This is a genomic window from Citrobacter sp. S46_ASV_140, from assembly GCF_018919545.1.
Classification (GTDB): Bacteria; Pseudomonadota; Gammaproteobacteria; order Enterobacterales; family Enterobacteriaceae; genus Citrobacter; species Citrobacter braakii.
In genome coordinates this window covers 48,802-65,770 of the sequence record NZ_JAHLRC010000002.1, presented here as the reverse complement: position 1 = coordinate 65,770, position 16,969 = coordinate 48,802, and the positions used below count along the sequence as shown (strand labels likewise).

Below are 16,969 nucleotides of genomic sequence, written 5' to 3'. Positions count from 1 at the left end.
TTCGATACAATTCGGGATCGCAATCCCGCTATTGGATTCATGGAAGGGTTTTATGCTCGAAATGTTGATGCAATGGTATCGCCGCCGCTTTAGCGACCCCGAAGCCATCGCCTTGCTGATTATTCTGGTTGCCGGTTTTGGCATCCTGTTCTTTTTTAGCGGTCTTTTGGCGCCGCTGCTGGTCGCCATTGTGCTGGCGTACCTGCTCGAATGGCCGACAGTACGGCTGGAACATATTGGTTGTTCACGGCGTTGGGCGACATCGATTGTGTTGGTGGTGTTTGTCGGTATTTTGCTGCTGATGGCGTTTGTGGTAATGCCCGTTGCATGGCAACAGGGGATCTACCTGATCCGCGATATGCCCGGCATGCTCAATAAATTGTCTGATTTTGCCGCCACCTTACCGCGGCGTTATCCGGCGCTGATGGATGCGGGCATTATTGATGCGATGGCGGAGAATATGCGCTCGCGAATGCTCACCATGGGCGATTCGGTGGTGAAATATTCGCTGGCTTCACTGGTCGGATTGCTGACGCTGGCGGTGTATCTGATTCTCGTCCCGTTGATGGTGTTCTTCCTGATCAAAGATAAAGGACAAATGCTGAACGCTGTGCGTCGGGTGCTGCCGCGTAATCGCGGACTGGCGGGGCAGGTGTGGAAAGAGATGAACCAGCAAATCACCAACTATATCCGCGGCAAGGTGCTGGAAATGGTGGTGGTCGGCGTGGCGACCTGGCTCGGCTTCCTGCTGTTTGGCCTCAACTATTCGCTGCTGCTGGCGGTGCTGGTAGGCTTCTCCGTACTGATCCCGTATATCGGCGCTTTCGTGGTCACTATTCCGGTGGTCGGTGTGGCATTGTTCCAGTTCGGGCTTGGCACCGAGTTCTGGAGCTGTTTTGCCGTATACCTGATAATCCAGGCGCTGGACGGTAATTTGCTGGTGCCGGTGCTGTTCTCCGAGGCGGTAAATCTGCATCCGCTGGTGATTATTCTCTCAGTAGTGATATTCGGCGGCCTGTGGGGATTCTGGGGCGTATTCTTTGCGATTCCTCTGGCGACGTTAATCAAAGCGGTAATGCATGCCTGGCCGGATGGTCAGGTCGTTGATGAACCCTAATCTGTTTGCTCCGGCGATGCAATGTCGCCGGAGCCGAACTTGTCTGACCTCTATCCACACATTCTGAATAATCTCCTCTGGTGTCGTTTTTCTCTGCGTTTGTCTTTAACTTGACCCGCGTGATGTCTTTAAGTCACGCAAGGAATAAGGCCAACAGGAGAACAAAATGGGTCACAACACACACACGCAGCAGAAGGTGGGATGGGGCGGTTATCTCGCTTTTTTTATTACGATTATTCTTTTTTCCGGCATGTTTGCGAAAAGTACCGAATGGTGGCGAGTCTTTGATTTCACCGTTCTCAACGGTGCGTTTGGGCAGATTAATGCGGCGGGGGACACGGCGGTCTCTTTTCGCGGCACGGGCGGTATGGGCGCAAAAGACGGCTTCTTATTCGCGCTTGAGCTGGCGCCTTCCGTCATTCTTTCACTCGGGATAATTTCCGTCACCGAAGGGCTGGGAGGGTTGCGTGCGGCACAGCAACTGATGACGCCAGTCCTGCGCCCGTTACTCGGTATTCCGGGTATTTGCTCGCTGGCGCTGATTGCGAATATGCAAAATACCGATGCTGCGGCAGGGATGACTAAAGAAATGGCGGAAGAGGGCATTATCACTGAACAGGAACGTGCCATTTTTGCCTGCTGGCAAACCAGCGGCAGTGCGTGTATTACCAACTATTTTTCCTCGGGTGCTGCGCTGTTTACGATGGTTACCGTTCCGGTGATTACGCCGCTGGCGGTGATCCTTGTCTTCAAATTTGGGGGTGCGAACCTGCTGCGTTTGTGGATTGCGCAGCTGGAAAATCGCCGTACGCAGCAGGAGGCGTGAGATGACAACGCAAGTACGTAAAAACGTCATGGATATGTTTATCGATGGCGCACGGCGCGGATTCACTATTGCAACAACCAGCCTGTTGCCTAACGTGGTAATGGCGTTTGTGATTATTCAGGCGCTGAAGGTGACGGGACTGCTTGAGATTGTCGGGCGGGTATGTGAGCCGGTAATGGCGCTGTGGGGACTGCCGGGGGAATCTGCTACCGTACTGCTGGCGGCGGTGATGAGTATGGGAGGCGGCGTCGGTGTTTGCGCCAGCCTGGTTGTCGCCGGTACGCTTTCGGGACATGATGCTACGGTGCTGTTACCGGCTATCTACCTGATGGGCAATCCGGTGCAAAATGTGGGACGCTGTCTGGGTACCGCGGGAGTCCATCCCCGTTATTACCCGCTTATTATTGCGGTATGCGTAATTAATGCGCTGCTCTCTATTTGGGTTATGCAGGTTATTGCCTGACAAGGAAGGTTATGAACTGTTCCATTCTTAATTTGACGTTGTTCCAGCAGGGACACGTGTACGCGCCGGAAGATTTAGGACACCAGGATATACTGGTGTCTGACAGCAAAATTGTTGCCATCGCGCCGTCGATTTCCCCTGACGATTTTCCTGGCTGCGAGTGTATCAATCTTAACGGTGCGATTGTGTGCCCAGGATTTATCGATCAACACGTCCATCTGATTGGCGGCGGCGGAGAAGCGGGGCCGCACACCCGCACGCCGGAAGTGCGCTTGTCGCGGCTGGTTGAAGCTGGCGTCACCTCGGTGGTGGGATTGCTGGGGACAGATGGTATTACCCGTCACCCTGAATCGCTGCTGGCGAAAACCCGCGCGCTGGAATTTGAAGGCATCAGCGCATGGATGCTGACCGGGGCGTATTCTCTGCCTTCCCCGACCATCACCGGCAGTATCGATCGCGATGTGGCGCTGATCGATAAAATCATTGGCGTGAAATGTGCTGTTTCGGACCATCGTTCTTCAGCCCCGGACACCTCGGCGCTGGCAAACATGGCGGCGCAGTCGCGCGTTGGCGGATTGTTAGGGCGCAAGCCGGGGATTAGCGTCTTCCATATGGGCGACAGCCCGCGCATGCTGGAGCCGTTGTACCAGATCCTCGACAGTTGCGATGTACCGATTACCAAGCTGCTGCCCACACACGTCAATCGTGCGGAACCGCTGTTTCAGTCGGCGCTGGAGTATGCCCGCAAAGGCGGTTATATCGACATTACCAGCAGCATTGATGAACCCGTCGACCCGGCCACGGCTATCGCCACGGCGCTACGCCAGAACGTGCCGCTGTCGCGTATTACCTTGAGTTCGGATGGCAACGGTAGCCAGCCGGAATTTGATGACTACGGTAATCTTACCGGCATCGGTGTCGCAGGGTTTGAATCACTGGCTGAAACAGTGCGCCAGTTGGTGAAGGTTCATGCCATACCGCTGGAACTGGCGCTGTGTCCGCTGACGCGAACGGTCGCAGAATTTTTGGGACTGGAACATAAAGGGCGTCTGGCGGTGGGATGCGATGCCGACATTCTGGTGCTCAATGATGCGCTTGAAGTTCATCACCTGTGGGCGAAGGGCAAAGCCGTCGTCAGAGAGAAAAAAGCCTGTGTAAAAGGGACGTTTGAATAAACGACGTTGATGCCGGATGGCGGCGTAAACGCCTTATCCGGCTACGGAGTTATGCGGATGGTGGCCTGATAAGACGCGTGGCGTCACCATCAGGCGCTATCCGGCAAAATGTAAATCAGGCGTTCTCTTTCAGCCAGTTCATTACCACGTCGTGGTGGTTGCTGGTTTTGAAGTCATCAAACACATGCTCAATTTTCCCTTCAGCATCAATCAGGAAGCTGATGCGGTGGATGCCATCATAGGTTTTGCCCATAAATGACTTCTCACCCCAGACGCCGAACTGCTCGCAAACCTGGTGATCTTCGTCGGACAGGAGCGTGAAGTTAAGGACTTCTTTCTCCGCGAATCGGGAAAGCTTCTCTGGTTTATCGGTGCTGATTCCCAGCACTTCAACACCTGCTTTTTTTAACTCATCCATGTTATCGCGCAGGCCGCAGGCCTGTACGGTACAGCCGGGTGTCATGGCTTTCGGGTAAAAATAAACCAGAACACGCTGTCCCTGGAAGTCGGTTAAATTTACTTGTTCTCCGTCTTGATCCGGCAAGCTAAATTTCGGTGCGATATCACCGGCTTTCAGTGGGTTCATTACTTAACTCCATCCTGTTCATCATGCTGTGAGTAATTGACGACGTTAATACTGCCTTGCGCATTGAGTTCTGTACAGAGTGCTTTAAACGCATCTTCAATATTTGCCGAATCATGTGACGCAGGACTATGTGCGGTAATTTGAATAAACAGCTGTGCCGCCTTTTCGTTCTCAGCCGGTTGCGTGCGTGAAACCAGTTCCGCAATATTCATTTGGTGGCTGTCAAACAGGGCGGTAAAGCGTTCAATCAAATGCGGAGAATCAGGAACATCGACCTGCACCCATACCGTAGCGGGCATCGCCGGACGGGGGCGTGCGGTCGTGCGCTTCATCACAATCAGTAAATCCAGCTCTGCACCTTTCAACGGCAAGGTTGATTCAATTAGGGTAATGGCATTCCAGGTGCCCGACAGCAACATGATAAACGTGAACTCGTCACCCAGCATGGCCAGTCGGCTGTCTTCGATATTACAGCCGCAACTGCTGACATGACGTGTGATGGTGTTCACAATTCCCGGGCGGTCAGCACCCAGCGCAGTAATGACCAGATAGTGTTGCGATGACGATGTCAAACCTGTTCTTCCTTTGAGCGGTGAGGTAATCATAAGGAAAGCATAAAAAAAACATGCATACAACAATCAGAACGGCTCTGGTCGCTTGCTTTTATTGTCGTACCAAACGTACCATTGAGACACTTGTTTGCACAGAGGATGGCCCATGTTCACGGGAAGTATTGTCGCGCTTGTTACGCCGATGGATGAGAAAGGTAAAGTCTGCCGGTCGAGCCTGAAAAAACTGATTGATTATCATGTCGCCAGCGGCACCTCGGCGATCGTTTCGGTTGGCACCACCGGTGAGTCTGCCACCCTGAGTCATGATGAGCATGGCGATGTGGTGATGATGACCCTGGAGCTGGCCGACGGGCGTATTCCGGTGATTGCCGGAACCGGCGCTAATGCGACCGCGGAAGCCATTAGTCTGACGCAGCGTTTCAACGACAGTGGTGTTGTCGGCTGCCTGACGGTGACGCCTTACTACAACCGCCCAACCCAGGAAGGTTTGTTCCAGCATTTCAAAGCCATCGCTGAACATACTGACCTGCCGCAAATTCTGTATAATGTACCGTCCCGTACCGGCTGCGATATGTTGCCGGAAACCGTTGGTCGCCTGGCGAAAGTAAAAAATATTATCGCTATTAAAGAGGCCACGGGGAACTTAAGTCGCGTTCACCAGATCAAAGAGCTGGTTTCAGACGACTTTATTCTGCTCAGCGGTGATGACGCGACCGGACTGGATTTTATGCAGCTCGGTGGTCATGGCGTGATTTCCGTGACGTCTAACGTTGCGGCACGCGATATGGCCGAAATGTGCAAACTGGCGGCAGCCGGGAACTTTGCCGAGGCGCGGGTGATTAACCAGCGTCTGATGCCGTTACACAACAAACTATTTGTCGAACCCAATCCTATCCCAGTGAAATGGGCGTGTAAGGAGTTGGGACTTGTGGCGACCGATACGCTACGTCTGCCGATGACGCCAATCACGGATAATGCTCGTGAAATCGTCAAAGCGGCGCTTAAGCATGCCGGTTTGCTGTAAAGTTTAGGGAGATTTGATGGCTTACTCAGTACAAAAGTCGCGCCTGGCCAAGGTTGCGGGTGTTTCGCTTGTTATGTTGCTCGCGGCCTGTAGTTCTGACTCGCGTTATAAGCGCCAGGTGAGCGGTGATGAATCCTATCTGGAGGCCGCACCGCTTGCTGAGCTTCACGCTCCAGCTGGGATGATTCTGCCGGTTATGTCGGGTGACTATAATATCCCGGTCACCAACGGCAGCGGTGCCGTTGGTAAAGCGCTGGACATTCGCCCGCCGGCTCAGCCGTTAGCATTAGTCACCGGTGCTCGCACTCAGATCGCGGGTGATACGTCGACATTGCTGGTGGAAAATGGTCGTGGCAACACGCTGTGGCCACAGGTCGTTAGCGTCATTCAGTCTAAAAACTACACGATCACCAAACGTGATGATGCCAGCCAGACGTTGACCACCGACTGGGTTAACTGGAACCGTCTGGATGAAGACGAGCAGTACCGTGGACGTTATCAAATCTCGGTTAAACCGCAGGGTTATCAGCAAGCGGTAACGGTGAAACTGATTAACCTCGAGCAGGCGGGTAAACCCGTAGCTGATCCAGCATCAATGCAGCGTTACAGCGCTGAGATGATGAACGTTATCTCCGCAGGTCTGGATAAGAACGCCACTGACGCCGCGAATGCCGCGCAGAACCGCTCTGCCGCCACCATGGATGTTCAGAGTGCTGCCGATGACACCGGTTTACCGATGCTGGTGGTACGTGGACCGTTCAACGTGGTATGGCAACGTCTGCCGGCAGCGCTTGAGAAAGTGGGGATGAAAGTGACCGACAGCACCCGTTCTCAGGGCAGCATCGCCGTGACCTACAAACCACTGTCTGATAGCAACTGGCAGGAGCTGGGCGCAAGCGATCCGGGTCTGGTATCCGGCGACTATAAACTGCAGGTCGGTGATTTAGACAACCGCAGTAGCTTGCAGTTTATCGATCCGAAGGGGCATACCCTGACGCAAAGCCAGAACGACGCGCTGGTCGCCGTCTTCCAGGCAGCGTTCAGTAAGTAAAAATAAAGGGCTGGATAACTCCAGCCCTTTTTTTCTGATATGATACGCAAACGTGTGCGTCGGCAGAAAAACGCAATATTTATCGTTAATTCACACCCAGGAGTAATAAAGATGCAAAAGCAAGCTGAGTTGTATCGTGGTAAAGCGAAGACCGTATACAGCACGGAAAACCCGGACCTGTTGGTGCTCGAATTCCGCAATGATACGTCAGCAGGGGATGGCGCGCGCATTGAACAGTTTGATCGTAAAGGCATGGTGAACAACAAGTTCAACCATTTCATTATGACTAAACTGCAAGAAGCGGGCATTCCTACCCAGATGGAGCGACTGCTTTCCGATACTGAATGTCTGGTGAAAAAACTGGAGATGGTACCGGTTGAATGTGTGGTTCGTAACCGCGCAGCAGGTTCCCTGGTTAAGCGTTTAGGCGTTGAGGAAGGTATTGAACTGAATCCGCCGCTGTTTGATCTGTTCCTGAAAAACGATGCTATGCACGATCCAATGATTAACGATTCCTATTGCGAAACTTTTGGTTGGGTGAGCAAAGAGAATCTGGCGCGTATGAAAGAGCTGACCTACAAAGCCAACGACGTGCTGAAAAAGATGTTTGATGATGCCGGTCTGATTCTGGTCGACTTCAAACTTGAATTTGGTTTGTATAAAGGTGAAGTGGTCTTGGGCGATGAGTTCTCACCGGACGGCAGCCGTCTGTGGGACAAAGAAACGCTGGATAAAATGGACAAAGATCGCTTCCGCCAGAGCCTGGGCGGCCTGATCGAAGCCTATGAAGCCGTCGCGCATCGTCTGGGTGTGAAGTTAGACTAATCCTCCCCTGAGCCGGCGATCGCTCTCCGGCTCATCAATCCCGCCGATTTTGATTACTGTTTCTTATGGTAATCCTGTTCCGAACCGCCTACGATCATCATCATAATGAATAAAAAGTTGAGGTGATTATGCGCTGGCAAGGGCGTCGTGAAAGTGACAATGTGGAAGACAGACGAAATAGCTCCGGTGGCGGCCCTTCTATAGGCGGTCCTGGTTTTCGTTTGCCCAGTGGTAAAGGCGGCATCATCCTGCTGATTGTGGTGCTGGTGGCGGGATATTATGGCGTGGATCTCACCGGATTAATGACCGGCCAGCCAGTTTCCCAACAGCAATCATCACACTCCATCAGCCCAAATGATGATGAAGCAGCAAAATTTACCTCGGTGATTCTGGCCACCACGGAAGATACCTGGGGGCAGCAGTTTGAAAAAATGGGCCGGACCTACCAACAGCCGAAGCTGGTAATGTATCGCGGAGCGACGCGTACCGGCTGTGGCGCAGGTCAGTCGGTGATGGGGCCGTTTTACTGCCCGGCGGATGGTACGGTGTATATCGACCTCTCATTTTATGATGACATGAAAAACAAGCTGGGCGCCGATGGCGATTTTGCTCAGGGCTATGTTATCGCCCATGAAGTGGGTCACCACGTGCAGAAACTGCTGGGTATTGAACCGAAAGTTCGCCAGATGCAGCAGAATGCCTCACAGGCTGAAGTGAACCGTCTTTCCGTACGTATGGAACTGCAGGCGGACTGCTTTGCCGGCGTCTGGGGCAACAGTATGCAGCAGCAGGGCGTGCTGGAGTCCGGCGACCTGGCAGAAGCGCTGAACGCCGCTCAGGCCATTGGCGACGATCGCCTGCAGCAGCAGGGACAAGGACGCGTTGTGCCAGACAGCTTTACCCACGGCACTTCTGAGCAGCGGCTTAGCTGGTTCAAACGCGGTTTTGACAGCGGCGATCCGGGACAATGTAATACTTTTGGTAAAGGCATTTAAGCTACTGAGGCAGGGATGTCTGATAATACGGCGCTGAGCGCGTTAACCGAACAGATGGCCCACGAAGGGATCCGTCGTCTGCTGATTATCAGTGGCGAGGGGAACTGGTGTCAGGAGCGGGCATTAGCGCTACGCGACACGTTACCCGGCGACTGGTTATGGGTGGGCGCCCCCGCCCCTGCTGAGCCAAACTGTACGCCACAGGCGCTGCAAACGTTATTAGGCCGCGAGTTTCGTCATGCGGTTTTTGACGCCGGGCAGGGATTTGACGCTGCGGCGTTTGCCGCCTTAAGCGGAACGCTGATCGCCGGGAGCTGGCTGGTTTTGCTGACTCCCCCCTGGCATACCTGGCACACGCATCCGGACGTGGATTCACTGCGCTGGAGCGACTGTGCTGAACCTATCCCAACGCCGCACTTTGTTGAACATGTCAAACGGGTGATTTCCCGTGACGGACAGGCTCTGCACTGGCAGCAGCATCACGCAGTTTCCAGCCCGCGTTTTCCTGTTCGTGCAGTCTGGCACGCGGCAACCGGTGACCCTCAGCCTGAACAGGCGATGATTTTAACCCAGTTGCTGGATATGCCTCCCGGCGTGGCTGCGGTCACAGCTGCACGTGGCCGGGGTAAATCGGCTCTGGCAGGGCAATTGATAGCACGTATCAACGGGACCGCGATTGTCACCGCGCCTGCTAAAGCGGCAACGGATGTGCTGGCGCAATTTGCCGCAGAGCGATACTGCTTTATGGCCCCCGATGCGCTGTTAAGCAGTTCTGCAACCGCAGACTGGCTGGTTGTGGATGAAGCCGCCGCGATCCCCGCGCCGCTGCTACACCAACTGGTTGCGCGTTTCCCTCGTACGCTGTTAACCACCACCGTACAGGGCTACGAGGGAACCGGCAGAGGCTTTTTGCTGAAATTCTGCGCCCACTTTCCCCATCTTCGACGCTATGAGTTGCAACAACCCGTGCGCTGGGCGCAGGGATGTCCGCTGGAGAAAATCGTCAGCGATGCGCTGGTGTTTGACGACGAAACCTTTGCGCATGCCCCCTTGGGGGAGCTTAACTTCTCGGCATTTGATCAACTCTCATGGCAGACAAACCCGGCGCTGCCGTTAGCGGTATATCAGCTACTTTCCGGTGCGCATTATCGCACCTCGCCACTGGATCTGCGGCGAATGATGGACGCGCCGGGTCAGCATTTTCTTCAGGCTTCGGCTGCTGACTCGGTGGCGGGAGCCGTCTGGCTGGTCGACGAGGGGGGATTATCCGCAGAATTAAGCCAGGCCGTCTGGGCCGGATATCGCCGACCAAGAGGAAATCTGGTTGCGCAGTCACTGGCGGCGCACGGCGGAGACCCATTGGCGGCGACGCTTGTCGGGCGGCGGGTCAGTCGAATTGCGGTTCATCCCGCGCGTCAAAGGGAAGGTATTGGGCAACAGCTGATTCTGCAGGCCCGGCACTATTGCACGCAGTGCGACTATCTGTCCGTCAGCTTTGGTTATACGGCTGAATTATGGCGTTTCTGGCAGCGTTGCGGTTTTGTCCTGGTACGGATGGGCAATCATCGGGAAGCCAGCAGCGGCTGTTATACCGCTATGGCGGTGCTGCCCATCAGCGAAGCGGGAAAATGCCTTGCCTGGCGGGCGCACCAGCGCCTGCGACGGGATGCGGAGATTCTTGCGCAGTGGAACGCAGAGCGCATTCCGCTGGTACCACTGAAAGAGACTACGCTTAATGAGGATGACTGGGGTGAGCTGGCTGGGTTTGCCTTCGCGCATCGACCATTACTGACATCATTAGGTTGTCTGAGTCGTTTGCTTGAGCACAGCGAGTTGCCTCTTCCGGCATTACGCGGGCGTATACAGGCTCAACGCAGCGATGCTGAATTGTGCCAACAGTTGAAAATATCGGGTCGCAAAGCGCTGTTGGCAGTTCAGCGCGCCGAGGCGGCGCAGGCCTTAAAACAGCTGGATGCTGAGCGTGAACAACGGCTACATAATCGCATTATGCAATGGCAATTTTTTCACTAACTTCTTCAATTTCCTGGCATGGTCATTGCGGTTAAGCGGCGTAGAATGATTCTCATCAGTTAAGGAGATCGCCATGAAACATGACCATTTTGTTGTTCAAAGTCCCGATAAACCCGCTCAACAGCTCTTGTTGCTGTTTCATGGCGTCGGCGATAACCCGGTTGCCATGGGCGAAATTGGCTCCTGGTTTGCGCCGCTGTTTCCGGATGCGCTAATCGTCAGCATTGGCGGGGCAGAGCCTTATGGTACGACTTCCGGGCGTCAGTGGTTTTCGGTACAGGGGGTAACGGAAGAGAACCGCCAGGCGCGTATTGACGCGATTATGCCGGTCTTTATCGAAACCGTTCGCTACTGGCAGAAGCAAAGCGGCGTTTCGCCCCAGGCGACCGCGCTGATTGGTTTTTCTCAGGGCTCGATTATGTCGCTTGAGAGTATTAAAGCTGAGCCAGGGCTGGCGTCGCGGGTCATCGCCTTTAATGGTCGCTATGCCACGTTGCCGGAGGTTGCAACCACCGCGACGACGGTGCATTTGATTCACGGCGGTGAAGACCGGGTGATTGAGTTATCTCATGCCGTTGCCGCGCAGGAGGCGTTAATACGCGCCGGTGGGGATGTGACGCTGGATATCGTCGAAAATCTGGGGCACGCCATTGATGAACGCAGTATGCAGTTTGCGCTCGACCACCTGCGTTTTACCGTACCGAAGCACTACTTTGATGAAGCGCTGAGCGGCGGTAAGCCTCACGATGATGATGTGATTGAGATGATTTAACCCGCAGGCCGGATGGCGATGTGAAACCGCCATTCGGCCTACGTTGGCTTATTTCTTCGGTTGATCCTTGTTTGGCCAATCGTCGTCGTCATCCCATTTATCGTTAAAATCACGATGCGGGGGAAGCTCCGGCTTATTGGCAAGAAATTTCTTGTGGTCGACGCGCTTGAGATCTTTAATCACGTTCAGCAATACGCCTACCAGAAACACCAACACTAGAATCCACCAGTATTTTGCCAGCCAGTCCATGCTCATTTCCTCTTACAGGAACACTCATCAGGCGACGAGTTGCTCCATGATACGTTGATACATACGGGCAAGCAGTTGCAGGTCGGCGGCATTAACACATTCATTAATTTTATGAATGGTCGCGTTGACCGGCCCCAGTTCTACTACCTGTGCCCCCATGCGGGCAATAAAACGCCCGTCGGACGTCCCGCCTGTAGTCAGTAACTGCGGTTTAATCTCATTATAGTGCTCAATGGCGTTCACCACCGCATCCACCAGTTTACCGCGTGCGGTCAGGAACGGCTGACCGGAAAGCCACCAGTCGACGGTATAACGCAACTGATGTTTCTCCAGCAGTTCCAGCACCCGGGACTTAATCATTTCATCGTTTAATTCGGTGCTGAAACGGAAGTTGAACTGGATAAACAGTTCGCCGGGAATAACATTGTTGCTGCCGGTTCCTGCCTGAATATTGGCAATCTGCATGCTGGTCGCCGGGAAGAATTCGTTGCCCTGATCCCACTCAATCGCCACCAGTTCATTAAGCATTGGCGCCGCGCGGTGTACCGGGTTATCGGCCAGATGCGGGTAGGCTACGTGGCCCTGCACGCCGTGAATGGTCAGATTGCAGGTCAGTGAACCACGACGCCCATTTTTCACCACGTCGCCAACGATTTCCGTGCTGGACGGCTCGCCAACCAGACAATAATCCAGTCGTTCATTGCGCGCCATAAGTGCTTCAACCACTTTTACGGTGCCGTTTTGGGCGCTGGCCTCTTCGTCAGAGGTTATCAAAAACGCCAGACGACCCTGATGGTTCGGATGCTGGGCGACAAAACGTTCTGCGGCCACGACCATTGCCGCCAGTGAGCCTTTCATATCGGCTGCGCCACGCCCGAACAACATGCCATCGCGAATAGTCGGTTCGAACGGTGGATTAATCCAACGATCGACATCGCCGACAGGCACTACGTCAGTGTGACCGGCAAATGCCAGAGTCTCACCTTTGCCGCGCCATGCCCAAAAATTCTGTGTGTCACCAAAATCCATACGCTCAACGGTAAAACCTACCGCGCGCAGGCGTTCAATCATTAACGCCTGGCACCCGGCATCATCCGGGCTCAGGGAAGGACGGCGAATAAGCTGCTGTGTCAGCTCAATAACCGGGCACGACATAGACTATACCTCATTAAAAAACTGCGTATAACTGGATTCACTAAAGCCAAGCAGCATAGGCTTACCCGGCGCGCAGAGCAATGGGCGTTTGATAATTGCAGGCATTTCAATCATCAATGCAGCAGCAGAGGACGCATCGGTGATTTGGTTACGTGTGGCTTCATCCAGTTTGCGCCAGGTGGTTCCACGTGTATTGAGCAGCGCCTCCCAACCTAATTCGCTGATAAAGGCGTGTAATAACGCGTTGTCCAGGCCGTCGACGCGATAATCATGGAAGCGGTAGTCGACCCCATTGTCTTCCAGCCAGCGTCTGGCTTTTTTAATCGTATCGCAATTCTTAATGCCGTAGAGGGTGATCATTTGAATCCTTATTGACGTAATTTGAATATTTATTCTCGTGTTCTATAAACATGAATAATACATATTGTCATCGAACCGTTATAGAAAAATATAACATTGTTGTTGAATGGTGAATAATGATTCCTGAAAGTTCCAAAATTCACGGGGAACTGAAAATCAGATTTTGCCTGTTTGCATCAGCCTGTTTTTCCATCAGAATTGCCAAAGTCGTAGATGATGTATGAATATTTCAAAATATTGCAGTAAGTCACATAAAATTTATGGGGTTAGCGCATAGTGATTACATATACCCCCGAACACATGGAGGATGTAATCGCAACCATTGGTTAAATGATCTTCTTTTTATGATGATGATTTCGTAGAATGCCCATAATAATAAGAGAGGTTGTTATGATTGAACGTGAACTGGGGAACTGGAAAGACTTTATCGAAGTGATGCTTCGTAAATAATTTTCTGGAAGAAATTCATATCCTGCAAAGGATAATAAAAGGCGACTCAACGTAAGTCGCCTTTTTTGTGTCCGATTATTCTGGGCGTGGCTTCAACGGGAAACGTCTGCGTACCAGCACAAAGAACAGAGGAACGAAGTAAATCGCAAGGACTGTGGCTGAAATCATCCCGCCCATTACGCCAGTCCCTACCGCATGCTGACCGCCGGAACCTGCGCCACTGCTGATGGTCATCGGCAACACCCCAAAGATAAACGCCAGTGACGTCATCAGAATTGGGCGTAAGCGTTGGCGACAGGCATGCAGCGTGGCGTCGAGCAAGTCGTGACCTTTCTCGTTCATCTCATTGGCGAATTCAACAATCAATATTGCGTTCTTCGCCGAAAGCCCGATAACGGTGAGTAACCCGACCTGAAAGTACACGTCGTTTTCCAGACCGCGCATCCAGGTAGCGAGCAGCGCGCCAATGACCCCCAGCGGAACAACCAGCATGACGGAGAAGGGAACCGACCAGCTTTCGTACAGGGCCGCCAGACACAGGAACACCACCAGCAAAGAAATGGCGTACAGGGCTGGCGCCTGAGAGCCCGACAGCCGTTCCTGGTAAGACATCGCGGTCCATTCGAGGCCGAATCCGGTCGGCAACTGGTGGACCAGCGATTCCATAATGTCCATCGCCGTACCGGTACTGACGCCTGGGGCGGCTTCGCCAACAATCTCGACGGCGGAGTAGCCGTTATAGCGTTCCAGACGTGGTGAACCCGTTTCCCAGCGCGACGTGGCAAAGGCCGAGAAAGGCACCATGCCGCCGCTATTATTGCGGACGTACCACAGATTGATGTCGTCCGGGAGCATGCGATATTTTGCCGCCGCCTGCACGTAAACCTTCTTCACACGACCCCGGTCCATAAAGTCATTGACGTAGCTGGAGCCCCAGGCCGTTTGCAAGGTGTCGTTGATGTCATCAATGGAAACGCCCAGCGCCTGGGCTTTGCGCTGATCGATATCAATTTGCAACTGCGGGCTGTCGTCCAGACCATTATGACGAACACGGGTCAGAGACGCGTCTTTCCCGGCCAGCTCAATCAGCTTGTCGCGCGCGGCCATTAACGCATCATGGCCCGCACCGGCGTGATCTTGCAGCTCCATATCGAAACCGGCAGAGCTCCCGAGACCGCTAATCGCCGGAGGACTGCTGGCGAAGACGCGGGCTTCCTTAATCTTATTAAAGGCTTTAGTCGCGCGCTCGATGATGGCGAAAGAGGTTCCGGTGGTGGTGTCGCGATCATCCCAGTCTTTTAAGCGGACAAACATCCGCGCCACGTTTTGACCGTTCCCGCCAGGGCCAGAACCGACCGTGGAAAAGACCGACGTAATGTTGTCTTTCTCATGGGTGAAGTAATACTTCTCCACTTCCTCAACTACTTTCAATGTTTGCTGCTGGGTCGAGCCGCTGGGCAACTGTATCGAGGTGGTAAACATGCCGCGGTCTTCGAGCGGCAGGAAGGAGGTTGGCAGGCGCAGGAACAGGAAAACCATACCGCCGAGCAGCAGGCCGTAAATCAGTATCCAGCGCAGGCTGCGGTGCAGGATCCTGGCGACGCCTTTTTCGTAGCGTTCGGCGTTGCGGTTAAACATCCGGTTAAACCAGCCAAAGAAACCGGTTTGCCCGTGATGCTCGCCTTTATGTAGCGGTTTGAGCAGAGTGGCGCACAGGGCAGGGGTGAGGATCATCGCCACCAGAACTGAAAGAACCATTGCGGAGACGATGGTAATCGAGAACTGGCGGTAAATAGCCCCGGTAGTGCCGCCGAAGAAGGCCATCGGGATAAACACCGCCGACAGCACCATGGCGATACCGACCAGCGCGCCCTGGATTTGCCCCATCGATTTCCGCGTCGCTTCCCGCGGTGAGAGGCCTTCCTCACTCATAATACGCTCGACGTTTTCCACCACCACAATGGCATCATCGACCAGCAGGCCGATCGCCAGCACCATCGCAAACATCGTCAGGGTGTTAACGCTGTAGCCAAAGGCGTAGAGCACGGAAAAAGTACCCATCAGGACGACGGGAACGGCGATTGTAGGAATCAGCGTGGCGCGGAAGTTTTGCAGGAACAGGTACATGACAAGGAATACCAGCGCGATCGCTTCCAGCAGTGTTTTCACCACGTCGATGATTGAGGCTTTGACAAAGGAGGTAGTTTCATACGCCACCTTGTATTCCAGCCCGTGCGGAAAATACTGTGAGAGCTCGTTCAGGCGGTCGATAACCAGCTCCGCCGTTGCCATTTCATTGGCGCCGGAGGCCAGTTTTACCCCCAGACCAGAAGCCGGGTGGCCGTTGAAGCGGCTGAGATAGTCATACTTTTCCGCACCCATTTCGACCATCGCCACATCACCCAGTTTAACTTCTGAGCCGTCCTGATTGACGCGTAGCGTAATCGCGCGAAATTCATCCGGAGTCTGTAGCAGCGACTGGGCGTTGATCGTCGCATTCAGCGCTTGTTTGTCCACCGAAGGCGTGCCGCCAAGTTGCCCGACGGCAATCTGCGCATTTTGTGACTCGATAGCATCGGTCACATCTTTGGCGGTCATCTGGAAGCTGTTAAGTTTGACCGGGTCGAGCCAGATACGCATGGAATATTGTGAACCGTAGGCGTCAATATCGCCCACGCCGTTTATACGACTGAGCGGATCCTGGATATTACTGGCGACGTAGTCGGCGATGTCCTGCTTATCCATTGAGCCATCGGTGGAGACGAAGGCGATGGTCAGAATATTGGTGTCACCGGTCTTGCGCACCGTGACCCCTTGATTCTGTACCGCCTGCGGCAGCTTACGCATTGCCGATTGCAGCTGGTTTTGCACCTGCTGGACGGCTTCATCAGGATCGGTTCCCGCGAGGAAGCTCAGCGTAACCGACGCCTGGCCTGTCCCGCTGCTCTGCGACGACATGTACATCAGATTATCGAGACCAGTCATGTTCTGCTCGATAACCTGGGTGACGGTATTTTCCAGGGTTTGTGCGGACGCGCCAGGGTAGTTCGCGGTTACCCGCACGTTTGGCGGTGCCAGATCGGGATATTGCTCAACGGGCAGCGAAAAAATAGCCAGGGCTCCTGTCAGGCACAACAGGATTGCTAACACCCAGGCAAAAATGGGGCGATCGATGAAAAAATTCGCCATTAAAAGGGGACCTCGTGTTTCTGCGTATCGTTATGGGTGTGAATTGCTTCACTTTAGCGGCAAGGTACGGGGCAAACGTGGAGAAAAAAAGAAGATAATGTAAATTATCATGCCCGTTTACAGCTTACC

At 53.8% G+C, this 16,969-nt stretch carries 17 protein-coding genes; 11 read left to right on the top strand and 6 right to left on the bottom strand.

All coding sequences use genetic code 11. The annotated features are described in order from the left end of the window. Nucleotides 1-52 precede the first annotated feature (52 nt). The 4 genes from KQJ19_RS01465 to iadA all read left to right on the top strand — a co-directional run bounded on the left by KQJ19_RS01465 (nt 53) and on the right by iadA (nt 3,581). Nucleotides 53-1,117 (top strand): AI-2E family transporter, encoded by a 1,065-nt coding sequence (locus KQJ19_RS01465; RefSeq protein WP_016153975.1) that lies wholly within the window; start codon nt 53-55, stop codon nt 1,115-1,117. Between the two features lie 166 nt (nt 1,118-1,283). Beyond that, nucleotides 1,284-1,943 carry a nucleoside recognition domain-containing protein gene (locus tag KQJ19_RS01460; protein WP_216403274.1) on the top strand — a complete coding sequence of 220 codons (660 nt, stop codon included), beginning with the start codon at nt 1,284-1,286 and terminating at the stop codon, nt 1,941-1,943. A gap of 1 nt (nt 1,944) precedes the next feature. Continuing rightward, nucleotides 1,945-2,406 (top strand): YjiG family protein, encoded by a 462-nt coding sequence (locus KQJ19_RS01455; RefSeq protein ID WP_003037948.1) that lies wholly within the window; start codon nt 1,945-1,947, stop codon nt 2,404-2,406. A gap of 11 nt (nt 2,407-2,417) precedes the next feature. Then, the gene (iadA, locus tag KQJ19_RS01450; RefSeq protein WP_216403273.1) at nt 2,418-3,581 is read left to right on the top strand and encodes a beta-aspartyl-peptidase; all 1,164 of its coding nucleotides are present in this window, start codon (nt 2,418-2,420) and stop codon (nt 3,579-3,581) included. 115 nt (nt 3,582-3,696) lie between these two features. Here iadA and bcp read toward each other — a convergent pair whose 3' ends face one another. Both bcp and KQJ19_RS01440 read right to left on the bottom strand, forming a co-directional pair. Then, a complete protein-coding gene (gene bcp, locus KQJ19_RS01445; RefSeq protein WP_003835095.1) occupies nt 3,697-4,167 on the bottom strand; it encodes a thioredoxin-dependent thiol peroxidase in 471 nt (156 codons plus the stop codon). Further along, nucleotides 4,167-4,739, bottom strand: a complete 573-nt coding sequence (locus tag KQJ19_RS01440) for a glycine cleavage system transcriptional repressor (RefSeq protein ID WP_019077363.1) — start codon at nt 4,737-4,739, stop codon at nt 4,167-4,169. The genes bcp and KQJ19_RS01440 overlap by 1 nt, the downstream gene beginning before the upstream one ends. 145 nt (nt 4,740-4,884) lie before the next feature. Between KQJ19_RS01440 and dapA the strand changes: the two genes are divergently transcribed. The 6 genes from dapA (at nt 4,885) to ypfH (ending at nt 11,437) form a co-directional block, all read left to right on the top strand. Continuing rightward, nucleotides 4,885-5,763 (top strand): 4-hydroxy-tetrahydrodipicolinate synthase, encoded by an 879-nt coding sequence (gene dapA, locus KQJ19_RS01435; protein WP_016153972.1) that lies wholly within the window; start codon nt 4,885-4,887, stop codon nt 5,761-5,763. Between the two features lie 16 nt (nt 5,764-5,779). Continuing rightward, the gene (gene bamC, locus KQJ19_RS01430; protein ID WP_016153971.1) at nt 5,780-6,814 is read left to right on the top strand and encodes an outer membrane protein assembly factor BamC; all 1,035 of its coding nucleotides are present in this window, start codon (nt 5,780-5,782) and stop codon (nt 6,812-6,814) included. Nucleotides 6,815-6,925: 111 nt separating this feature from the next. Beyond that, a complete protein-coding gene (purC, locus tag KQJ19_RS01425; RefSeq protein ID WP_003835086.1) occupies nt 6,926-7,639 on the top strand; it encodes a phosphoribosylaminoimidazolesuccinocarboxamide synthase in 714 nt (237 codons plus the stop codon). A gap of 128 nt (nt 7,640-7,767) precedes the next feature. Next, nucleotides 7,768-8,634, top strand: a complete 867-nt coding sequence (locus KQJ19_RS01420) for a neutral zinc metallopeptidase (protein WP_016153970.1) — start codon at nt 7,768-7,770, stop codon at nt 8,632-8,634. A gap of 15 nt (nt 8,635-8,649) precedes the next feature. Beyond that, nucleotides 8,650-10,665, top strand: coding sequence for a GNAT family N-acetyltransferase (locus KQJ19_RS01415; RefSeq protein ID WP_216403272.1), 2,016 nt, complete (start codon nt 8,650-8,652; stop codon nt 10,663-10,665). Between the two features lie 73 nt (nt 10,666-10,738). Continuing rightward, nucleotides 10,739-11,437, top strand: coding sequence for an esterase (gene ypfH, locus KQJ19_RS01410; protein WP_016153968.1), 699 nt, complete (start codon nt 10,739-10,741; stop codon nt 11,435-11,437). A gap of 48 nt (nt 11,438-11,485) precedes the next feature. Here ypfH and KQJ19_RS01405 read toward each other — a convergent pair whose 3' ends face one another. Genes KQJ19_RS01405 through KQJ19_RS01395 form a run of 3 tightly spaced genes read right to left on the bottom strand, consistent with a single transcriptional unit; the run spans nt 11,486 to nt 13,201 of the window. After that, nucleotides 11,486-11,686: a YpfN family protein gene (locus KQJ19_RS01405; protein WP_003835080.1), complete on the bottom strand. Its 201-nt coding sequence runs from the start codon at nt 11,684-11,686 to the stop codon at nt 11,486-11,488. Between the two features lie 27 nt (nt 11,687-11,713). After that, entirely contained in the window at nt 11,714-12,841 is a 1,128-nt protein-coding gene (gene dapE, locus KQJ19_RS01400) for a succinyl-diaminopimelate desuccinylase (protein WP_016153967.1), read from the bottom strand. Nucleotides 12,842-12,844: 3 nt separating this feature from the next. Beyond that, a complete protein-coding gene (locus KQJ19_RS01395) occupies nt 12,845-13,201 on the bottom strand; it encodes an ArsC family reductase (protein WP_016153966.1) in 357 nt (118 codons plus the stop codon). 390 nt (nt 13,202-13,591) lie between these two features. Here KQJ19_RS01395 and ypfM point away from each other — a divergent pair, with 390 nt between their 5' ends. Next, the gene (gene ypfM, locus KQJ19_RS01390) at nt 13,592-13,651 is read left to right on the top strand and encodes a protein YpfM (protein ID WP_001386977.1); all 60 of its coding nucleotides are present in this window, start codon (nt 13,592-13,594) and stop codon (nt 13,649-13,651) included. A 75-nt stretch (nt 13,652-13,726) separates the two neighbouring features. Here ypfM and acrD read toward each other — a convergent pair whose 3' ends face one another. Then, on the bottom strand, nt 13,727-16,840 hold the full coding sequence (gene acrD / locus KQJ19_RS01385; RefSeq protein ID WP_047501604.1) for a multidrug efflux RND transporter permease AcrD: 3,114 nt from the start codon (nt 16,838-16,840) through the stop codon (nt 13,727-13,729). Nucleotides 16,841-16,969: the final 129 nt, after the last annotated feature.